This window comes from Nitrospira sp. BLG_2 (assembly GCF_049222245.1).
Genome location: NZ_JBLYIG010000753.1, coordinates 19,849 through 39,960, shown reverse-complemented (window position 1 = coordinate 39,960; position 20,112 = coordinate 19,849). Strand labels below are relative to the sequence as shown.

The following is a 20,112-nucleotide window of genomic DNA, read 5'->3' as shown; positions in this document are numbered from 1 at the left end:
GCTAATTGGCTTCGTGCTTTTGATGCTAAAGCATCCCGTATTGCATGCATACTATATTAGACAATAGGGCGTCCTTATGGGATGATACGATGAGTGCTGCTTCCGCATTTTCAGTAAAATCACCCAGCCCATAGGTGTCGCTGATGTCATCGCCCACTGCAAATACGATGTCATCAAGCTCAAACACCACGCCATCACTATCATCTACCTTATTTCCGAAATCAATTTCAAGTACTATCGGCACCTCGGTGTCTTCTTCAAAGTTCGCCGTATCTTTTAAAAATTCTTCGCACATTAGCCTTAAGTTTTTAACTTCCATTAACTTACCCCTAATAGCTGGTTGGTTTTTTTATATTCTTCGTAAACGCTCATGCATGCAATTTTATTGATTGCGTTCTCTACAGCTGCGGTTGCCTCATCAGACAGTCCTCCCAGTTCAACCATGCCAAGCAATCTTTTTTCATGCTTATTTCGGCATTCTTGGAAGGCAGCCAAGTCTACTTCAATAGCATCAGCATAATTCCTGCGCCAATTTTCAGCTATATCAATTTCAAACATGATAACCGTCTCGGAAAGTTCTTTCGGAGTCCTGCAAAATTTTACTAGTGTCGACTCATTAAGATGGACATTAAAAAATGATTTTGTAACCCTGTTTACGTATTGCTCTATAAGCGCTGCTTTTTCTGCAATTATCGCCATATTTATTATAAATATATTACTCATCTTTCACCACCTGCTCAGCTGCGAGCTTTGCTGCCGCTGCCTTAGCTTTGTCTTCCCTCATTTCTTGCGTTGCCTCCCTGCAAGCCTGGAAAATTTGCTGGAAGAATAAACCTACCGCTGCGTAGATAGCTGCAAAGATGATAAAGAGCACGCCGCCGACCCAAAATATAATCTGCGGAATCACCCAGATTGCTACTAAAATAATTGCGATTTGAAATAGATGATAAAGCATTATTCCTCCCCATTGTATTTTACAAGGTGCATCAGAAGATTGGGTCCTCCAGGGTGCGTCACTGCGATTATTTGCCAGCCCTTTCTTAAAAGTTCGTTAGCATCTTTTTCTAGGTCTACAAAACAACCGTCAGAAAACCTTTGTCTTAATATTAAATATTTTGTCTGCCTCATTAGTAAACTCCCAGCCCTACGATGTCATTAGCAATGTACTCAACGACAAACGATGGATGTGGCAGTGTCTCGGGTGTCGCATCTTCTTTTTGTAACGCTAAAAAGAGGGTATGATTAGATGATACTGTAAATGTGCCGTGTGGGTTGTCGTTAATTGAGTGTTTTAAGACAACGACGTTCACCTTGATTCTTTCTACTTCTGCCGCTTCTTCGAGCATGACTTCGATTTCGAAGAGCGACTTTATGCCAACCTCTTTTGTAATCGCTATCATTTCTATCGTTTTGTCATCAGCGTCCGAGTTTATAACAATCTTTGATTCATAACTTGTCTTTGAGTTAACCAGCGTCAAAAGACCCGTGTATATAATCATTCTTACTTGCTTCATGATTTCTTCAGTTATCATTATCGTTATCCTCTCTAAATAGATGTATCAAGAGTTCTTCGCTGTCAGTTATTTGCATAATCTCCCACCCTTCGCCTAAAAGCTCATTGACTCGTTTTTCAAGGTCGTATTTAGAAAATGAAGAGCCGCCTAAAATTTTATATTCTTTTTTCATTAATGCATTACCACCTTTTTGCCGCCATTTTTAATGTTAACCGTATTTATTTTAGCCTTGCTCTTGACTCTTTCGATGTCTGCTTGCGCTGCCATTTGTATGAGCCTGCCACACTCATTCATCAGCATCGACCTGATTAAATCGCCAGCCGGCTTAGGGCACTCTACGTCTAAGATGACGACTCCTGCCGCTTTGTCTTCCCTTGCTGATAAGGCTTCAATGGGAAATATAGAGTCATGGCCTTCCATCCCGCGCATTGTTAAATTACATACCACTTCTTGACCTTCTTCAAATTCTTCATCAAAGCGGTCTGCCAACCTTCTCAGCAGCATTACCATATCTTTAGTTGTTGTCGTTGTCATCATTGCCTCTCTTCATTTTGTTGATGTTTGTCATAAAAGTACGCAGCTGCTGCTTTCATTGCTTCTAACCTGCGTGACCCCTCATATTGATTTGCCGGTTCTGGGAGTGTCCTAAAAAATTCCCAAGCTTTTGCTGCAAATTCTTTAGCGTCGACTTCAATTTGAGTTTTTGCCGCTTGGAACGCTTGCGCTTCAAATTCAATGAGATATTTTTTTGTGCGAGGCCTGTATATTTTGCAAAATTGGCTAAAACTTTCTTCTAGCTGATATTCATCAGTATTTACTAGCTCATTTATCCGCATTTCTATCTCCTAAATCCTGGCGCTGCATCGCCGTCGTGGTCTTTGTCATCCCTTGTCCGCGGGTTGAAATGTATTGGTCTTTGTGGCGCTCTAGGCCTTTGCGCTTCGTTTAGCTCTCGCCTCATCCTATCCATGTTTGCGATTAATAGCTCAATTTCAGCCATGTCATCTTCGATACTGTTTTCTAACTCTTGGTTTTCGTCGTTCATTTTTAGTTACTCCTGGTAGTTGTTGATAAACTTAGTTAATCATCAATTTCGTCTCTTTCAAAAATTAAAAGATGAGAAAGTGCTGAAATTCGATGATAGATTCTTTCCCAGAAATCATAGCCTGAGGCTTTTTCAGCGATAAAATTATCTATATAATCTTCGTGGAATTTGCTAAGCTGATTTCTTTTTGCAAAAAAAAGCAAATCATCTGATTCCCGCAGCGCTAGCACCCTCCTTTCAAACTCAAAAAATATTTGTGGGGCGCACTCGTAAATTTCTTCTTCTTTTTCGCAATCCTCCAAAAATTTGTCATCGTCCATATAATTTTGTTGGTGGTCTATTTTTTCTTGCGTCCGAGTATCTTTTGTAACTTTTTTTAGTTCTTCCTTGCTAAAGGTTTCAATTAGAGTGCGGCCCCAGTTAAGTATTCTGTCGCGAGAATGCTTATCGCTAAACAATTTTGTCTCTATGATTTTGCCGTCCTCAATCTTATTAATTTTCATTTTTTATCCCCATTTTTTAAGTTATGCAATATTTCTTTAGCTTGCATGAGCGGTTCGATTGCTTGGTCTACGCTAATAATTAAGCCTCTTGCTTCGGCAAATGTTGTTGCCGCCCACAGGACCGCTATTTTTAGCAGCTGGTTAGATAAAGAGCTTTCTTCGGTAAAATCAGGTACCAAGCTCTCATCTTTTTTAAAATTATCAATAAGTGCGCGGAATGTGCTCTGTTTGCGTGTTGCGACTATATTGCAAATATCTTGTACTAAATCGTCTGATGTGTATGACATTTTTTATCTCTCTCTGTATTAAGCTGACAGCTCTAAAATTTTACATAAAAGATGATTGATTTGATTCAAGCTGATTTTAATTTGTAAGTTAGCCGCAGCTCCCCTCACATGCGTTAACAAATCAATTGTTGGTGTATGCATATTATCTAGTAAGATGTTGTTTAGATAATTAACTACCCATCTTAGCTCTTTTTCGCTAATATTTTTATTATCATCATTGTATTTGTCAGATATTGTGTGCGCTATTACTGTGTTCATTTTTATCTCTCTCTGTGTGCTGTTTGTTATAAGATAAGCTGTCCGCATGTTGGGCAGCAATTCTGTTGTTTGCTCTTGTTGTACAGCTCGTCGCATAGCTGCCAATTTTTTATCTCTCTGTTGGTATTAAGTTAATATTGTTAACTGACTATGTGTGCATTATATATCGAGTAATTATGCAAGTCAACAATAATTTGTAAAAAATACTAAAAAAAAGATACGGTAGTAATAATGTGCTACAAAAACAGGTGGTTAGGTGTTAAATGTTATATTTTTTGGCTCAAAAACGATTTGCCTTTTTCCATCCGCGCGGTAGGTAAAAGCTAGAAAATGTTGGTTATCTATATATATCGCTCATCATCTGTATAGATTTTGCGATAATTTATGCATATAGCATTTGTCAATAGATAAATCTAAAATATGCGCTCGCACATGCGCTCGCATTTTCTCCCATTTCTCCCATGCCTTTGGTTTATATAGGGTTTTTCGTTAAAAAAAATGGGATAAGATTGGCTCTCATGTTAAAAATATGCGTTCGCACATTGCACTAATGTGCAAATAATGCACATTGCTTAACTTATTTGATTGCGCGCTTGCACTTTTTGCTGCACTTTTTGTAAGCTGTTGATTTATATATACTTTTTTATTTGATGATATAAAACTGTGCACAGCGCATTGCACTTTTCGCTACACACTGCTATTATTGTCTTGCTCAGTGCGTTGGTCACGACTGACGTTAAGTCGACTACTGAGTAACAATAGCTCTGCTTGTCTCGTCGATACTAGAGACTAACAGCTGTAAGTAGAGCAATAATAAGTTTTACGCAACAATTTGAGAGTAGCAGTGCGTAGCGCGACTACTCTCTTTATATAGAGAGTAAATGACGTATTACGCTAAAAATCAGTCAGTAGCTCGTAGAGCTCGCGAGTCAATACGCAATATATACAGCGATGCAGACTACGCATCATTAAGCTTTTTTTGCTGTCACTGCGAGCGACGCGGACGCTTAGTTGTAGACACATACATGTATGATTTGCTTTTTTTTTGCGATTACTGCAAAGAGAGAGTAACTCTATGCTCAGCGTTAAATACGATAGACGACCGTCCTTACGACAAAATGAGCATAATTTGCGACAAGCTACAAGATAGATATATAACAATCATCAAACAATATAGAGCAAGCTTAAAGTGAGATAAAAATGATTAATAACACTAATAACTGCGCATGTCCACAATGCGAGAGACGAGATGAGCAACAAAAGCTATCAAAATATCGACAGATACTTGATAAGCTGCACAGTATCGACAAAGCTGCTGCAAAGAGCGATAAAGAGTATAAACAGCAAAAAATAGATTATATACAGCAGTTGCTAGAGTCTGATGCTAGTAAGCGATATAAAAGCGATGTCTTGCACTGCGATCGATATAAATATACGTTACGCTATCTTGATGACGACGCAGTGCTTATTGTTAAGCAAAGCATGCAAGATAATAAAATTGTAGATTATCACGTGCTGTCAAAAAGCAAGCTAGACTCGCACGTTGAGAGTCGCTACTATCGTTACAAGCATACAATTGACAAGATGGACATTAACTGCACAAGAGATGCGTGTGACGTGCTATTAACACTTGCAAATCTCGACGTATGCGAGTACATGACTAAAAAGCACTATTGATGCGCGTGACAAAATACAAATCTAGGCGTTCTTCGCTTGCTGAGTTTCGCGCTTTCCCGCATCCAGATTTTTATCAAGACGCTGCAGAAGACAAAATAGCGATTAGCGCGATAATTAAAAGTAATTTAGCGGAAATTAATGATTTTAACGAACACGCAGCAATTGATTTGCTATAGGTGCTGACTAATGACTAGAGAGACATTTTTAAGACACATGCGCGACTTATCTAAGTTTGATATAGCGTTAACTGACGCTGTGCAAGTTGATGTTACGCTAAAATTCGCTAAAGATAGCGAGCGCAAGCAAGTTACTTTTGTTTTTTATGATTCGGGGGATGATGCATGTCAGCAGTAACAGATAAGTTTTACGATGCATTACAAGCGTTAATAGCAGATAAAGACAGCTTATACAAAGTCGAGATACGCGTAAGATATAAAGACGATTGTCGCTCTACTCTTACTTTTGACTTAAGCGAGGAATATATAATTGATTAATATATTAGTTGGCATAATATTTGGCTACATTATCGCGTCACATGCGCAATTAAGCATGTTGCACGTCATCTTTTTGGTGGCATGCGCAGGCTTTATCGGCTTTGGAATTAACGTGATTCTTGCGCTTATCCAACGCGCGATAATAAATAATTGGTAGGTAGGGCGGCTGAGTCGCGACTCATCTGCTTGCATTATGTCTTTAGCTCACAGCAGTTACTACGGCCCATATTAGATTTTAAAAACCAGGTACCACACTGCGATACAAACAGCTAAATTTAGCAGTTGCTGTAGCGTATCATACAATGTTGCATGCATAGTTAATCTCAAAAATTAGCAGCGAAAGTGTGCGTTTAGTCAATAACTCTCTGCATCGCTGCTTATATCTTATATCTTAGGCTAAGACCGTCAGATTTTGGCGGTCTCGTTGAGCACTTCTACTCATGGCAGATGCTCTATGCTTAATCTAGCACAATTTGCGCACGCATACAATATTTTGTATAAAATATAATTTATTTGACACGGAAGCTGATTTTTGCTACAGTTAAAGAAATAAGAGATATAGCTTATACAATAAAAGTTGTGCTCGAGTAGCTATTGAGTATAAAAGCAGTGGCGTTAACCCTCAGAAGCCGGTGAAACTCCGGCTATCTCTTATATGACGCTATAGCTTACACAGTAAAAGCGGCTGCGAGATGGGCAGCAGACGGCAGTTCGAATCTGTCTAGCGTCACCAATTTCAACTATTTCCGTTTTGGAAACAGTTCAGGGGTCATGCATGCATAAAGCATATACTGATAATAATCTTGATGATGAGATAATTGCATATTGCAGATGTGGTAGACTCGTTAGATTTCCAGCGTCTGCACCAGACTCCGCCTCCGCGCTGGACGAACTGCTAAAAAGAGATAAAGACGAGAAAACATTAAAGCAAGCAATACATACGCTTGATTATGTTTCAAATTTTTTAGATAGCGCGAAAGAGCACAATTTTAGCGTAGTTGTACCACACCGCATGATTGCTGACTTGAGAAAATCAGCATCAGCTTTGGCGTGTTTGCTATGAGAGCCAAAGACAATTAATAACAGACGACGAGTTTGTCTCAAGAGTTGAGCAGGCACTCAAATATGAGCTGCACCGTGGCTGTAAAAAATGCGATTGCTGAGCTTGATACTTTGCGAGCAAAAATTAGTCAAATCATTGATGAGGTAAAATAGCATGATGTACGTCCATCGCTCACATTTTAAATGCTACTCTTTTAAAAAGTGCTTACGCTGTAGCACTATCAAAAAAATAAAATTTGAGATTAGAGACAAGCCATTACTTGCAAAGTTAGATTATTTCGGACCGCCAGAGTTTGAGACGAGCGAAGTACCATGTTCTTGCAGCAACGACTCGAGCTTAACATCACTTGATAAATGGCTTGACAATGCTGGCGACAAAGAGATAGATGAATATTTTAAGCGCCGGAAAGAAGCGATGAATAGTAGCGATTACATGATATTCGATACTCATGAGGATTATGATTAAAGTTGACTGCTAATTAACGCTATGCTACCATATCGAGACAATCCTCGAAATGGTCAAAGAAAATGTCACTAGCAGACGTCCGGTATAACGGCAAAATAGTACAAAAGATTTGTAATGCGCTCCAAACTTCAATTTTGGGCTTAGACGATTTGTGCAAAGAGCGGCGCAAAACAGACCCAAGCTTTCCTACAGCTAGTACTATCTTAGCGTGGCGCGCTAGGTACCCACGATTTAGGGATAAATTTAACAAGTCAAGACGCATACAGCTAAGTAATAGGCGGGATGCCATCGTTGACCAAATCTTTAGCGAAAAAAACCCAGGCATGTACACAGACAGAGATGGCAACTTGCGTCATGACTCAGCGTACGTTAATTTAATGCGCCTGCGGCACGAAGTGGTTAATTATAATACAAAGACTAATGAAGAGGCTCTAGGCAGGCCGCCACTCATTATTAATATTCCTGGGGTTAAGAATAAATGACCCATCCTTCGCCGTACACCTTGCTCGCCAAGGGGTTGGCTGCTGATTACTCAAAAGAGCTTGAGTTGTTATCAAGGATGACAGATGTAGAGCTTGAGCGACATTCGATACTAAAATTGTCAGTCGCAGGATTTTTGCGGCTTCAGTCTGAATATTGGAACGAAAGGGCAGAAAGAGAAGCTAAAATAAGAAGCAGAGAGTGAGCTTCTAATTTCCCATAATTCGAGGGAATTGAGTCGGTGACAAAATGATACCAACTGAGATTAACCGGTTACAAAGTGTAACCGATAGGATAGAGAAAAAACATGCAAGAAAAGACAATCTGTAATTTACTTGAGCTTTCGGATAAGCTAGCTATGGCAATCGACTTCATCCTAGAAACCAGCAACGAAGAATTTAATCTTTTATCCCCTATGCTGCACGCTAAAACCGCGTTATCAAAACTTATATCTGCGTTAGAACAAGAAAAATTTAACTGCTTTGATAAACAAAAAATAGGAAAAGAGCAAGCGGAAGAAGTTCGAAAATTAAAACTACAGCTAGATGTGGCGCGATAGGATAGAAAACATGCAAGAATCAATATTTGAAAACATACACTACGAGCTAGCTGACCTTTACTGCAAATTTGATGGCGACATCGACAAAATTAACGCTAGAATGTTGATGGTGCCCGAGCAAAACCAATACCCATTTTTAAAATTAGAGCTTGAAGGGATTCTTCACAAGCTTTGCTGCGATACTGTCCACGCTAACTTAAAGCACCACAATGAAATAGAAGATATTAGCAGATACGAGATATGCTGCATTGTTAGCGACCCGCGAGAATCTTGCCACGGAATTGACTATCCGCTTGAAGACTGGAAAAGAGCGTTAGTACTGTACTGGTACAACGATGCTAAGTATGCGCTAAATCTAGGTGAGCACCAAGATACCCTTACTTTGGCGCGCAAACAATTAATAAAAGATTTAATGGCTGCCAGCTTTAGCCGCCCTAAGGCGCCATAAGGTGCCCTATTTTTTCAAAGACAACAGGAGCGAGAAAGACGATGAAAGGTGTAAATAAAGCAATTATAGTTGGTGTGGTTGGGCAAGACCCCGAGATTAATCAGACTGAACAAAGCATGGTTGTGCGCATTAGCATAGCGACTAACGAAAAGTGGAAAGACCCAAAGACTGGAGAAGACCGCGAAGAGACAGAATGGCACCGTGTCATCTTCTTTGGCAAATTAGCGGAAATCGCTAGTAATTATGTCAAGAAAGGTGAAAAGCTATTTATTGAGGGGCGACTCAAAACCTCAAAATATACCGGCAAAGATGGCATTGAGCGAGCATCAACACAGATTGTTGCTAATAATATGCAATTACTTGGCGGAAGCCCGCAAAAGGCGCAAGCCACACAGAAACAACAATCATCTACAGATTCACAAGGTTATGGTGATTACAAGCGTAAAAGACCGCCGATGAGTCAAGCCCCCTCCCCTGCGCAAACTACAGCCACCAACGACTTTTACAATGACGAGGTGCCATTTTAATGGTAAAACTTGGTAGACCGGAAAAGGAATGGAGCCTTACTGATGCAAAGAGGTTGGTCAGGGCTAGAAACAGGGGCGAGTCATATAAAAAAATAGGCGCAGAAATGAAACTGTCATATAGCCAGCTTATAGGGCTATCAAAATGGGTGATAAAAAACGCTGAAATAGTCCATAGGTCGATGGGGACCTATGGGGATATATTGCCAAAAGCTAGGAAAAGGTTATTCTATGAAAGAGAGACTCGCGAAGAAATCTTTAAGCTAAAGATAGGGGGCGCCAGCTACAACGAAATTTCAGCCGCAATCGGATTGCCCAGAAAAGCAGTCGTTAAGATTTACCATAATTACAAAATTTACAAAACACTAACAGAAGACAAGCCTAGAAAAGAGCGTGCGCCTGAAAGTTTACTAAAAACAAGAATATCTACGAATGAGCTTCCTAGCGGCTGGGCAAATTTAATACCGTAAAATAGCGCAAACCGTTTGACATTTTAGCGGAACGTGATATATTTCGCTAAATGAGCGAATCTGTCGTCTACAATCCATCAAAAACCGCTATTCTTTATCATAACGATAACGAAAGTCGCTTTAAATTAATGTTTGGTCATGTCGGCAGCGGCAAGTCTGTTGCTAACTGTATCGAAGTTATGCGCCAATTCTTGCGGCTTCCGCTGTGTACGGATAGGGTGCGCCGCGGCAAATGGGTTGTGGTGCGTAACACGTACTCACAGCTTAAGATGACAACGGTAGCCACCTGGCTGCAATGGTTTCCTGAACGACAGTTTGGTAAATTCTATAAAGACTCCCCCTTTTTACATCAACTGCGCTTTGTCGACGAACAAGGCATAGAGAACGAGCTTGACGTGTACTTTATGAGCTTAAACTCTCAAGATGACGAGGATAAGTTGCTCTCACTTGAGGTTACAGGCTTTTTCGTTAACGAGATAAGTGAGCTGCCTTGGCGCATCGTTGAGGCGATGATGACGCGCCTAACGTGTAGATATCCTAGCAAAAAGATGCTCGGGTTGCCTGAGGATTACCAAGACCTCCCCTATCATCAATGCGTGATTGCTGACACTAACCCGCCCTCTATGCGTCACTGGGTGAAAGTCAGGCTTGAAGATGCCCCCGAATATGAGCGTGTAGGCTTTAAACTGTACAAGCAGCCGCCCGCGATGATTTATGATATTGGCTTAGCGCGTTATGTGTGCAATCCGTTGCGTGAAAATCGCATTGGTATTTCAGACGCCGCGATGGAAGCTATGGCCACAACACTGGATGAAGAGACCTTTAAAGTTAAGGTTCTAGGTGAATATGCAGCCGTGTTTGATGGTAAACCTGTGCACCCCGCATACAAGCAGTCAATCCATTTTTGTAAGCACGTTATTACGCCAGTGCCTAATGAGCCGCTTTATTTGGGTTGGGACTTTGGGCTAACCCCAGCAGTTGCTATCATGCAATACATCAACTCCCAGGTGCGCGTGCTTGATGAGTGCTACACCTTTTCCATGGACTTAGAACAATTTCTGCTTAACCTCTTTATCCCCAAATACTACACCAAATACTCACACTGGTTTAACAATAAGCTTTATGTCTCAACGGCTGACCCTGCGGGGACAACGCCTGGGCAAGCTGTCAGCATACATTGCCTAAAAGTGCTTAAGCATCATGGGATAAAGACATCTGCTGCTCGAACAAACAAACCGATAGTTAGACAAGCAGCCCTGAATTACCACTTAAACCGCATGAACATGGGCGAGCCAGGCTTTACGGTTAGTAGCCAATGCGTGTTCATCAGTGAGGGATTAGCCGGTGGCTACCGCTACGATGAGATTAAATCGTTTGAAGACGGTGAAATACGCTATCGTGACGTGCCTTATAAAAATGAATATTCGCACATCGTTGAAGCATGCCAGTACGGATTAATGCCGCTTTATAGCGATGCGCACCAACAAAAAATTGAGCGTGAAGATGTGTTCGACGGCCTGACCTGGCAAAGTCGATTTAAAGTCCCTACAACTCATAAGAGAATGTAAGTCATGAACGATGATATACAGCCTAAAACGCCACTAACCCAAATTAGAAGCAAATATGCGGCCAAGCGAGACGACCCCGCTGATTTGTCGCCCTACACCAGTGATAAGTACGAGGTCGAATATGACGAAGACGGTAACCCGCTATCTGAATATGACTTTTGTCAGCAAGCCTTTAAAAATAAGGGCAAATGGGATGATTACTATACCTTGGCCAAACAGACAGCCATCAATAATAAGCGGTTTTTGTACGTATCAAACTGGGATGATGAGTCACTCAGTAACCGTCGGATGAATAATAAGATAACGATGGAGGTAAATCTTGCTGCCATTTATCAGCGCGCCCTAATTAAGGAGAATAGGACTATATCTCCCCAGGTGCAGATTATCCCAACTAACCTTAAGGTGCCCTCAAAGACGGCTGAGCTGAAAGCTGGATTACTGCGTTATATCGCTGAAAAGTCTAATACCGACGTGCAGTACATGAACACTTTTCAAGACCTGTGTGATTGTGGCGGCTCGGCATTGCATATTGTTGTTGTGCAGTCTAACAGCGGCAAGCTCGAAGAAGAGCTAAGGGTTAAGTATGAAGATATCATGGATTGCTCTTTTGACCCTGATGCTAAAGAGATGTTTCGCGAAGATGGAGATTTTGCATCGGTTGCTTATCGCATCTCAGAGCAGCAATTTAAAAAGATGTTTCCAGGGGAAGAGATACCAACTAGCGTAGCGGTTGATAGCGACAATATGAGTGACGCACAATATGAAGGCACTGTTACGCTGCTTAAATACTATAAACGTCAGTACCGCGAAACCAAGGTGTTAATCTTGGAAAATGGCGCGCAATTTACCGAGGAAGAGTACGAAGAGCTTAAAAAGCAATATGATAAAGAGCGCGAAGAAAAAGAAAAGCTATACGAGATAGCGGCTAACCTCTTTAAGCAAAAGCTTGCTGAAAAGGGGTTACCCGATAAGAATTTACCGTCGTTTGAGTCAACGATGAAGCCATTTCCCGCTATCGTTAAAGAGGAAAAGAGTTACTTTGAGTACATTTGCGGCTACATTTTGAGCAATCAAAAGGTGTTGCAGCGCCGCGAGTATAACACTGACCAGATGCCGCTGCTTTACGGGGTTGGTGACCAACGGGTTGTTAACGGACAGCTGATTGTTATCCCATACGCTAAATACGCTCAAAACATGCAGCGGTTTATGAACTGGTGTCTGTCCGAAATGACCGATGATTTGGCTTGCCGAATTAAACCGACTATCTTAGGGACAACCCAGAACTTTGCTACTAATTTACAAGATTGGACTAACCCTAACCGGTCTCGCGTACAGGTTGCAGAGCCTGATGACACCAATGGGCATATGCCGACCGTTATGCAAGCCCCTGCTGTCGACCAAGGAATTTTAGCCCTTTACCAGCAAGCCCGCGAGGACATTAAGATACTGATGGGCGCAGGCACTGAAGTTGCAAAGACGGCATCTGATGAAACCCTGATGACAAATGATTTAAGGGACTCTAACGACAAAGGCGTGTATCAAGACAACCTGAATAAGCTAATCGCAAAGACTAACGAAGGGTTGCTAAAACTCATCCCCAGCATTTATGATACAGAACGTACGATCATTACAAAGGGTGAAGATGGCAAACTAGACTATCAAGTCATTAACAAAAACACCTATCAGCTTGATGATGATAGCGATGATTTTATTATTGAAAACGACATGAGCATCGGTGACTTTAGCGTTGAAGTCTACGGTGGCTCTTCCTTTTTTGCCCAGCAAGTGCTTGGCATTAACTTTTTGCTAAAAATAGCGTCTATGAACGAAGAAGTGTTGATGCCGCTAGTCATCGACGAAGTGGCCAAGCTTGCGCCCTTCGTCTTTAGCAATAAGATTTGCAATAGGTTTAGAATGAAGGTAACGCCTCCGGATGTTATCGCGCAAGAAGAAGGCAAACCTGCTCCTCCTCCACCGCCGCCATCACCTGACCAACAGATTGAGCAGGGCAAGCTTAAGCTCCAGGCGGCTGACTTAAAGCTTAAAGAGCAAGAGCAACAACTTGAGCAGCATAAGCTTAAAATGGATGCCATCCAAATGGTCGTTAACAGCATGCTCGAGAAGAAAGAAATAGAGGCCAAAAACATTGCCAGCGCGGCGCAAATAACGGCTGAGCAAATCCGCGCTGACACTGAAAACAAACGGAGCGTTGAAGAAGGGATGGGGAAACTAGAGGAAATGATAGAAAAGGAGCACGATAGGCAAGACAGAATGCACATGGAATCAGCGAAAATTAGCAAAGAACTTGACAATTTGATGAAAGAGGATAAAATATGATAGAATATGATAAAAATCTGCAAGACCAGCTAGACGATTTGCCGCTTGATGATGAAGATGAGCAGAACGACGGGCCGATTGAACCAGATGAGCTTGACCAACTTATTAGCGATGCTCTGGATGTTGGCGATGAAGAGGACGATGACGACGAAGGCGAGGAAAGCGGCGACGAGTCAGATGACGATGATGATTCATCCGATGGCGGCTCAGAAGCTGAGCTTTCACCCTCTGCGCAGGTTAGCAAGAAAAAGGGGCGCAGCGCTCAACGTCGGGCAAAAGAGGCTATCAAGCGTCAACAGCTAAAAAGCGAACTTGAAAAGACACGCCAGGAGGCGCAGCAAGCACGGGCATTAGCAGAACAAGAACGCAGCCGCGCTTATGGCATGGAAGCACTGATTAAAACGATTTCAGGTGGCGCGAGCATGGACGAAATTTTAGCGTTAGCCGCTAATAATGGCGTACAAGCACCACAACAACCAAATACGCAGGATGCGCCATTAACCCCAAGGCAACTTGAGGAATGGTACCGGAACAAAGCAGCCTTAAACAACGAAATGACGAATTTACAGTCAACGTGGCTGCCGATACATCAACGTGTGGCGAAGACCGCGCCGCATGTTACTAGTTGGTTTGACCGTGAATTCACGGCCGGAATTGAAGCTAATCCACAACGTAGAGACTTGTTGAAGGCTATCGCAGACTTCAGCTATCCAATGGAAGCCGCTTACGCTGCTAGTAAGAAGGAAGGTTTTGAACGCTTATCTCAAGGCGAGCAAATAGCACTTATAAACAGGTGTGACAAAAAAATCGCTGAGATGAAAAAGCCCGAGCCTACCCGTCAAAAACGGGAAGCTCTAAAAACTCCGTCTAGTAGTAGCGTAAACTCTCGGTTACCCGCCGAGAAGATTAGCAATGAGGAATGGTTTAATCGGATGCATCCCATCCCCAAATAGCCATTCTTAGCACCTACTACTAGAGGCAAACTTAAATCTAGTAGTAGGTGACATATTATGGCAGTCGGACCAGGAGGCAACTCCCTATTTAATACCGTCCTTTTTCACAAAGGGCTTATCGTTGACTATGCGGCAAGTTATCGTACCGCAATTTACGCAACCCCTTATAACGGCTTTGATGGCAATACCGCCTCTTTAGGTAAAAGCATCACTGAGAAATACCCGTTTCAATACAACGGTGTTTACGGGTTAACCTATAACCCTGCTACACAGGTTAACGCAAGCATCGATAAAACCATGACGATGACATTAGGCGCTGCTAACTACAGCGGCACCGAGTTTTCGTGCGTGCTCCCCTTTGCTTTAACGGCTGAGCAGATTACCTATTTCTCTTTCTGTAAGACCCCAGCAGATTTTAAGAAATACTTTATGGTGCAGATTGCTAAAGAGGCAGCAGCGCTGATGGACCAAGCTTTAATTGACAGATGTATTGAGACTTGGCCTGACGCAATCGGTGACCCAACGCTGGCTGTAAACGGTTTTGACTCTCTTTCCTTGATTAACGCACAGTTGGCAAGAATGGAAATCCAGATGCTTAATAGCGACATCATGGCTGGATTTTCTCCGACTGCTTACAACCAATTGCAGACTGCATACCCTAACTATTTTAATGAGAAGGTCAATTTGCCTATCTTAAGAAATGGTCAGATTAAATCAGGTGCAGGGTTAAACATTTACTCTGATAACTTGATGCGTCGGCATACCAACGGCACTTTTGCGACCTCCGGAAACATCCAGGTTGATGCAACGGTGCCAAACCAAAGTGAGAACACCCCATTTGTTGATATCGACCTAAAAGGGTTTACAGCTTCTGCCGCCGGTGTATTGCGCTACGGCGATTACATTACTTTTGGTACCGCGGGCGACTATGTCGAGAGCTTAACACCTCGTGAAAAAGCACTCACTGGCCGTGCTAAAACATTTATCGTATTAGGTGAGCCAACAGGCCCAACAACGACAAACCCTGTGGTTAGCGCTGATGGTGCCGGTAATTGTACGGTTCGCGTACGTTATGCGCCCGTATTTAATGATGGCTCCCCCATGCCTAACCCTTACATCAATGTAAGCCGTCAAATCGTTGAGAACGACATCGTTAACTTGATTGGTGGGCCAAATACAACCTTTAGCATTAACTTAGTGTTCCCACGCGTAGGCTTATATTTCTGTAACCCATACATTGCGACCTACCCTGCTATTTCTACCGGCGGAAAACAGTACTCTACTTTTGCTTACGAAAAAGTAGAAAGCATGATGGTTCCTGGAACTGACGGAATGAGCTTAAACCTTAACTTAGCCGGTGCCGGTGACTTAAGTCAATTTAGCGCAACCTGGGCTGTTCGCTCCATTTGTGGTGGTATGCCACTTGATAATATGGGCCTTGTATTTCTAAGCAAAGAGTAGGAGCAAACAACAATGTTATTAAAGATGTTTAATCATGATGAGCAAGGCACTCTAATTCACAAGCTGTGCAAAGACGTGCTTGAACTGAATGAAGCGATTACCCAAGGATGGGCAACTGCCCCGCATTTAATCGGCAAAAAGGCTGTTGGAGCTGTTGAGGACGTGGCGGGCAAAAAGGACAAGAAGGACAAAGAGGCATAAGCCATGGCTGCCAATTTGCATTCAGTCAATAACCTGATTACTACGGCATTGCGCTTAGGGGGTGTCTCTCGTGAAGGGGAGATACCCGCTGAGGGTAAAACGGCTACGGCATTGATGTTTTTAAATGCTACGTTAGCCCAGTGGTCACAATACAAAGCCTTTATCTACTTTGTTAAAGAGTTGACCTTTATTGGTATTACCAACCAGTTGTACTATTTCATTGGCCAGCAACCTGGCGACACCATTCAGGCCTCACCTTTTCTTGAGATTGATTCTGTGGTGTACAACATTGGTGGTGTCACCTATACCCCACAACGCTTATCCAAGGTTGATTTTGATAATATCGCTTTTAAGCAGGCGTCCTCGATGCCTGGCAACTGGACTTATCAAGTTAATGAGAACAACTGCCAATTTGGGCTATATCCACGTACGGTGGGCGGTGAAATCATCACCATCACTGGCAAGCAAAAGCTAGATGATGTAAACCTGTTTGAATCTGCGCAAGCTTCAATTGTCTCGTACGCCTTTTTGCCACTGTCCTATTGGTTGGCAAAAGATTTATCCATTTATTATAACACCACACCTACAAGTGGTTTTGACGCGCAATTTGCTAAATACACCAAGATACTGATTAATAGCAATCAAAAGCGCACCGAATTTAACAACCCTATACCCTTTTCAACCAACAGTTTTGGTCCTTATTCGATGGGGGCAGGCTTTGGCTACTGATTACAGCTTTCCTGTTGTTGGTGGCTCAAACTTTCAGCGTTCTGCGGCTTCTGACAGTCAAATAGCGGTCAACTGGTACCCCTACTATGACCCCATGACCGAGCAGTGGGCACAATATTTTTATGCAGGGGTGAAGAAGTTCTTGTCCCCTGATATAGGCTCAAACCCATTTTATGGCCGTTGCGGGGGCTGTATAGCCCTTGTTGACAGTGCTTATTTTATATTAGGCAATAAAGTCTTTGAAGTTAATAGCATTTTCACCATTACCGAGATTGGGCAAATCAATACGGTAGTTGGCACTGTCTGCATGTGTGTCGGCGGAAATTACCTGCTGGTTGTCGATGGCACCGGCGGTTGGACTTATAATGTAGTAACCCACTCTGGCTGGTCCCCAATCCCTGGCCCTCCTGTTACAGCCTTCCCTGTGGCCCCATCCACCTGTGCTGAGCAAGGCGGCTACTTCTTGGTTAACGATGCGGGCACACAACAGGTCTATCAATCAGCCTCTGAAGACCCCACCAAGTGGAATGCCCTCAACCGGTTTCCGGTTAACTACAATTCCTGCGCGGCTGCTAACCCCTTGATAGCCATCCGTTCGGTTAATGGGCGCATGCTGATGTTTGCGCGTGGGTTTATCCAGGTTTACACCCGTGACGCCGTCCTTTCATTGGCTTTCCAGGCTGATGAGAACCTCGTCTTTTTTTATGGCGTGCTCTCACAAGGTGCGATTGTAGTCGGGACTGCTGGCTCGTATGGTGAGCCTGAAAATCAGTTTGCCCTCTTTATGTGTCAAACGGCTGACGGTACTCGTAAAATAATGAAGACCTCGGGGGAGAGGCCTACTGTAGTGAGCACGTTTAGCATTGACTACAGACTCAATCAGTTAAAAAATCCAGAAGATTGCGAATCATTTATCTGGACAGAAAATGGCCAAACGTTTGCCGTATTTAACTTTCGTACAGATGCTGTCAGCATTGCTTACATCGTTAACAATAAGACCTTTTTTGACCTGAAATACCTGAATGATTCAGCGTATTTTGGCCAATCCTTTATGTTTTTTAAGAATAAGAAGTTACTGACATCAAGTCTTGATGGCTTTGTCTATGAGCTTTCAGAGTCCTTTTTAGATAATGATGGCACGCCGATTAAACGCCTTCGCATTACCGACAATTTTCGTGTGAATGGCTATAAGAACATCCAGGGCAACTACCTAGAGCTGTATTTTCAACAGGGCGTGGGCCTTGTGGGGCGCAGCGACCCCAATGGCGCACATTATGTGTATGGGGCAGACCCTGAAGTCTATTTATATATCTCCTATGATGGTGGCCAAAGTTTTAGCGAGCCGATGAAACAAACGCTAGGCTTGAGCGCGCGACGCATGACGACCACCCGCTTTGAGGGCTTAGGCTACTCCAAAGACTGGACATTTAAACTTGAAATCATGGCTCCCGTCGCTGTATTTCTCATGGGCGCAAGCTTTAACTACAACATAGCATCGGGGAGCGGTTAATGCCATTAATCCAAGCCCCCCTTAACAAACTATCAAAATTGCCTGTTAACTCAAAAATTGTTGACGATGAAGGCAAGATGAGCATTGAACGGGAACGTTACGACAATGAAATATTTAAAGCGGTTAACTCTTTATACAATAGAGGCTTTTCTTCTTTTATTTATAATCCTGACTTTAACTTACTGGGCGCTTCAGGATATACCCCCATCACTCAAGCTGACGGGTCAGATGTTGAAACAGTTTCAAACTGGTACGTGGTCAATGGCGGAGGAGCAACTACCTACACCATCGTCCCGACACCTTACCCTTTTGCGAACAAGTCACCGAGTGGCTCGCTCAACTTCTTAAATGTAAAAGTAGCTACGCTCGATAGTGCGCTGTACTTGTACAACTTAAATTACTCAACAGGCGTGCAGCAGTTTAACGGCGCAACAAAATATAACGGGCAGCTGCTCACCTTTTCAGTTGCTTACAGAAACAATACGTTAGAAGCAACCGAGCTGAGCATTTCCGCCAGCATCCCCAACATTGGGTTGGTTGAGACGGCCCCGTTATACCTTTATCCAGGCAAATTCTTTGTCGCTAACCAGCTAAAAATACCTGATATGGGCGATGTCGATTTAGGGGCAAATCCTGTGGTGCAGTTTCGTTTAAACATTAACAACCTGTTTGGTACACCGGCTGACTTTGACCTGTTTTACGTCAAGGGCGAGATAGGTAGCTCACCCACGATTTTGCAGTTTGACCATATTTTAGAGCAGCTTCGCTGCCAAAACTTAACATAGGAGCCATTATGAGCTTAATGGGGTGGGGAAAATCTAAGGATGATTCTGCCGATGCCGCCGCGCAATCACAAGCGGGCGTTAACGCTATTAATCAATCTTACAACCAAGCGGCAGCGTATATGTCGCCTTACACCAACAATGCGGGTAACGATTTTGACACTGCTCGCAATGCGGTTTATGGCGCGGCAGGCAATGTGGTGCAGCAAGGAAACCCTAATGCAGGGGTTTACAACCTACTGAACTACAACCCAAGCCAAATCCTAAATCATGCCGAAAGCGGTTACACGATGTCACCGTTTGCTCAGCAACAAGAGCAAGCAGCAAATGCCATCATGACCAATAAGCTGGGGGCACAAGGACTTGAAGGTTCAGGCGTTGGCGATATGGAGCATGCCGAAATATCAAACGCCATTATGGGGCAAGACCAACAGCAATATCTAAGCAATTTATCAAAAAGCTTTGATAGCTATCTTCGCGTGCTTGGTATTGACGATAAGCAGCGCAGCGACGTGATGAACGCCTTTGGCAAGATGGTAGGGCTTGAGAATAAGTCTTCTACCCGCATGGCCGACATTTCGCAACGAAGCGGCGAAGAGGAAGCCAACGTCTATAAAAACCAAGCACGGCTGGATGAACAACAAGCACGGCTTGATTCTCAGCGTCAGCCTATTGCTCAGTTGGCCAATATCGTAGGGACTGGCATCGAAGGTTACAACTTGTGGGGCCACAGCGGCGGCGGCTCATCACCCTGGACTGACCCTAACTACGCGAGGAGATAAAC

The 20,112-nt window shown here is 43.0% G+C and carries 27 protein-coding genes and 1 tRNA gene; 18 read left to right on the top strand and 10 right to left on the bottom strand.

The genetic code is table 11. The features are described 5' to 3' along the window. Window positions 1–25 precede the first annotated feature (25 nt). From ACOSYY_RS20355 to ACOSYY_RS20310, 10 genes are all read right to left on the bottom strand, one after another. The gene (locus ACOSYY_RS20355) at window positions 26–319 is read right to left on the bottom strand and encodes a hypothetical protein (protein ID WP_421664789.1); all 294 of its coding nucleotides are present in this window, start codon (window positions 317–319) and stop codon (window positions 26–28) included. Beyond that, the gene (locus ACOSYY_RS20350) at window positions 319–723 is read right to left on the bottom strand and encodes a hypothetical protein (RefSeq protein WP_421664788.1); all 405 of its coding nucleotides are present in this window, start codon (window positions 721–723) and stop codon (window positions 319–321) included. Before ACOSYY_RS20350 ends, ACOSYY_RS20355 begins: the two co-directional genes overlap by 1 nt. After that, the gene (locus ACOSYY_RS20345) at window positions 716–955 is read right to left on the bottom strand and encodes a hypothetical protein (protein ID WP_421664787.1); all 240 of its coding nucleotides are present in this window, start codon (window positions 953–955) and stop codon (window positions 716–718) included. Before ACOSYY_RS20345 ends, ACOSYY_RS20350 begins: the two co-directional genes overlap by 8 nt. A 172-nt stretch (window positions 956–1,127) precedes the next feature. Beyond that, the gene (locus ACOSYY_RS20340) at window positions 1,128–1,532 is read right to left on the bottom strand and encodes a hypothetical protein (RefSeq protein ID WP_421664786.1); all 405 of its coding nucleotides are present in this window, start codon (window positions 1,530–1,532) and stop codon (window positions 1,128–1,130) included. Beyond that, window positions 1,522–1,686, bottom strand: coding sequence for a hypothetical protein (locus tag ACOSYY_RS20335; protein ID WP_421664785.1), 165 nt, complete (start codon window positions 1,684–1,686; stop codon window positions 1,522–1,524). Before ACOSYY_RS20335 ends, ACOSYY_RS20340 begins: the two co-directional genes overlap by 11 nt. Beyond that, on the bottom strand, window positions 1,686–2,051 hold the full coding sequence (locus ACOSYY_RS20330) for a hypothetical protein (RefSeq protein ID WP_421664784.1): 366 nt from the start codon (window positions 2,049–2,051) through the stop codon (window positions 1,686–1,688). The genes ACOSYY_RS20335 and ACOSYY_RS20330 overlap by 1 nt, the downstream gene beginning before the upstream one ends. Next, the gene (locus ACOSYY_RS20325; protein WP_421664783.1) at window positions 2,048–2,350 is read right to left on the bottom strand and encodes a hypothetical protein; all 303 of its coding nucleotides are present in this window, start codon (window positions 2,348–2,350) and stop codon (window positions 2,048–2,050) included. The genes ACOSYY_RS20330 and ACOSYY_RS20325 overlap by 4 nt, the downstream gene beginning before the upstream one ends. 244 nt (window positions 2,351–2,594) lie before the next feature. After that, window positions 2,595–3,062, bottom strand: a complete 468-nt coding sequence (locus ACOSYY_RS20320; protein WP_421664782.1) for a hypothetical protein — start codon at window positions 3,060–3,062, stop codon at window positions 2,595–2,597. After that, complete coding sequence (locus ACOSYY_RS20315) at window positions 3,059–3,349, bottom strand: hypothetical protein (RefSeq protein ID WP_421664781.1); 291 nt, start codon at window positions 3,347–3,349, stop codon at window positions 3,059–3,061. Before ACOSYY_RS20315 ends, ACOSYY_RS20320 begins: the two co-directional genes overlap by 4 nt. Before the next feature lie 18 nt (window positions 3,350–3,367). Further along, entirely contained in the window at window positions 3,368–3,712 is a 345-nt protein-coding gene (locus tag ACOSYY_RS20310) for a hypothetical protein (protein WP_421664780.1), read from the bottom strand. Between the two features lie 1,095 nt (window positions 3,713–4,807). On the opposite strand from ACOSYY_RS20310, the gene ACOSYY_RS20305 reads away from it, so the two are divergent. The 18 genes from ACOSYY_RS20305 (at window position 4,808) to ACOSYY_RS20220 (ending at window position 20,110) form a co-directional block, all read left to right on the top strand. Next, on the top strand, window positions 4,808–5,284 hold the full coding sequence (locus tag ACOSYY_RS20305) for a hypothetical protein (protein WP_421664779.1): 477 nt from the start codon (window positions 4,808–4,810) through the stop codon (window positions 5,282–5,284). Continuing rightward, window positions 5,284–5,460: a hypothetical protein gene (locus ACOSYY_RS20300; RefSeq protein WP_421664778.1), complete on the top strand. Its 177-nt coding sequence runs from the start codon at window positions 5,284–5,286 to the stop codon at window positions 5,458–5,460. The genes ACOSYY_RS20305 and ACOSYY_RS20300 overlap by 1 nt, the downstream gene beginning before the upstream one ends. A gap of 975 nt (window positions 5,461–6,435) precedes the next feature. Continuing rightward, window positions 6,436–6,511: transfer RNA gene (locus tag ACOSYY_RS20295), tRNA-Ser, on the top strand. A gap of 42 nt (window positions 6,512–6,553) precedes the next feature. After that, the gene (locus tag ACOSYY_RS20290; RefSeq protein WP_421664777.1) at window positions 6,554–6,841 is read left to right on the top strand and encodes a hypothetical protein; all 288 of its coding nucleotides are present in this window, start codon (window positions 6,554–6,556) and stop codon (window positions 6,839–6,841) included. Between the two features lie 527 nt (window positions 6,842–7,368). Further along, entirely contained in the window at window positions 7,369–7,788 is a 420-nt protein-coding gene (locus ACOSYY_RS20285; RefSeq protein WP_421664776.1) for a terminase small subunit-like protein, read from the top strand. Window positions 7,789–8,093: 305 nt separating this feature from the next. Continuing rightward, window positions 8,094–8,345 (top strand): 14-3-3 family protein, encoded by a 252-nt coding sequence (locus ACOSYY_RS20280; RefSeq protein ID WP_421664775.1) that lies wholly within the window; start codon window positions 8,094–8,096, stop codon window positions 8,343–8,345. Window positions 8,346–8,355: 10 nt separating this feature from the next. Continuing rightward, a complete protein-coding gene (locus ACOSYY_RS20275) occupies window positions 8,356–8,793 on the top strand; it encodes a hypothetical protein (RefSeq protein ID WP_421664774.1) in 438 nt (145 codons plus the stop codon). A 41-nt stretch (window positions 8,794–8,834) separates the two neighbouring features. Next, window positions 8,835–9,320, top strand: a complete 486-nt coding sequence (gene ssb, locus ACOSYY_RS20270; protein ID WP_421664773.1) for a single-stranded DNA-binding protein — start codon at window positions 8,835–8,837, stop codon at window positions 9,318–9,320. Beyond that, window positions 9,320–9,787: a hypothetical protein gene (locus ACOSYY_RS20265; RefSeq protein ID WP_421664772.1), complete on the top strand. Its 468-nt coding sequence runs from the start codon at window positions 9,320–9,322 to the stop codon at window positions 9,785–9,787. The genes ssb and ACOSYY_RS20265 overlap by 1 nt, the downstream gene beginning before the upstream one ends. Before the next feature lie 50 nt (window positions 9,788–9,837). Further along, complete coding sequence (locus ACOSYY_RS20260) at window positions 9,838–11,355, top strand: terminase large subunit domain-containing protein (protein WP_421664771.1); 1,518 nt, start codon at window positions 9,838–9,840, stop codon at window positions 11,353–11,355. A gap of 3 nt (window positions 11,356–11,358) precedes the next feature. Further along, window positions 11,359–13,692: a portal protein gene (locus tag ACOSYY_RS20255; RefSeq protein WP_421664770.1), complete on the top strand. Its 2,334-nt coding sequence runs from the start codon at window positions 11,359–11,361 to the stop codon at window positions 13,690–13,692. Continuing rightward, window positions 13,689–14,645, top strand: a complete 957-nt coding sequence (locus ACOSYY_RS20250) for a hypothetical protein (protein ID WP_421664769.1) — start codon at window positions 13,689–13,691, stop codon at window positions 14,643–14,645. Before ACOSYY_RS20255 ends, ACOSYY_RS20250 begins: the two co-directional genes overlap by 4 nt. Before the next feature lie 57 nt (window positions 14,646–14,702). Next, complete coding sequence (locus ACOSYY_RS20245; RefSeq protein WP_421664768.1) at window positions 14,703–16,106, top strand: major capsid protein; 1,404 nt, start codon at window positions 14,703–14,705, stop codon at window positions 16,104–16,106. A 12-nt stretch (window positions 16,107–16,118) separates the two neighbouring features. Next, window positions 16,119–16,307 (top strand): hypothetical protein, encoded by a 189-nt coding sequence (locus ACOSYY_RS20240; protein ID WP_421664767.1) that lies wholly within the window; start codon window positions 16,119–16,121, stop codon window positions 16,305–16,307. 3 nt (window positions 16,308–16,310) lie between these two features. Further along, complete coding sequence (locus ACOSYY_RS20235) at window positions 16,311–17,036, top strand: hypothetical protein (RefSeq protein WP_421664766.1); 726 nt, start codon at window positions 16,311–16,313, stop codon at window positions 17,034–17,036. Beyond that, window positions 17,026–18,546, top strand: a complete 1,521-nt coding sequence (locus ACOSYY_RS20230; protein WP_421664765.1) for a packaged DNA stabilization protein — start codon at window positions 17,026–17,028, stop codon at window positions 18,544–18,546. Before ACOSYY_RS20235 ends, ACOSYY_RS20230 begins: the two co-directional genes overlap by 11 nt. Then, window positions 18,546–19,331, top strand: coding sequence for a hypothetical protein (locus ACOSYY_RS20225; protein WP_421664764.1), 786 nt, complete (start codon window positions 18,546–18,548; stop codon window positions 19,329–19,331). Before ACOSYY_RS20230 ends, ACOSYY_RS20225 begins: the two co-directional genes overlap by 1 nt. An 8-nt stretch (window positions 19,332–19,339) precedes the next feature. Then, complete coding sequence (locus tag ACOSYY_RS20220; protein ID WP_421664763.1) at window positions 19,340–20,110, top strand: hypothetical protein; 771 nt, start codon at window positions 19,340–19,342, stop codon at window positions 20,108–20,110. The last annotated feature ends 2 nt before the right edge of the window (window positions 20,111–20,112 follow it).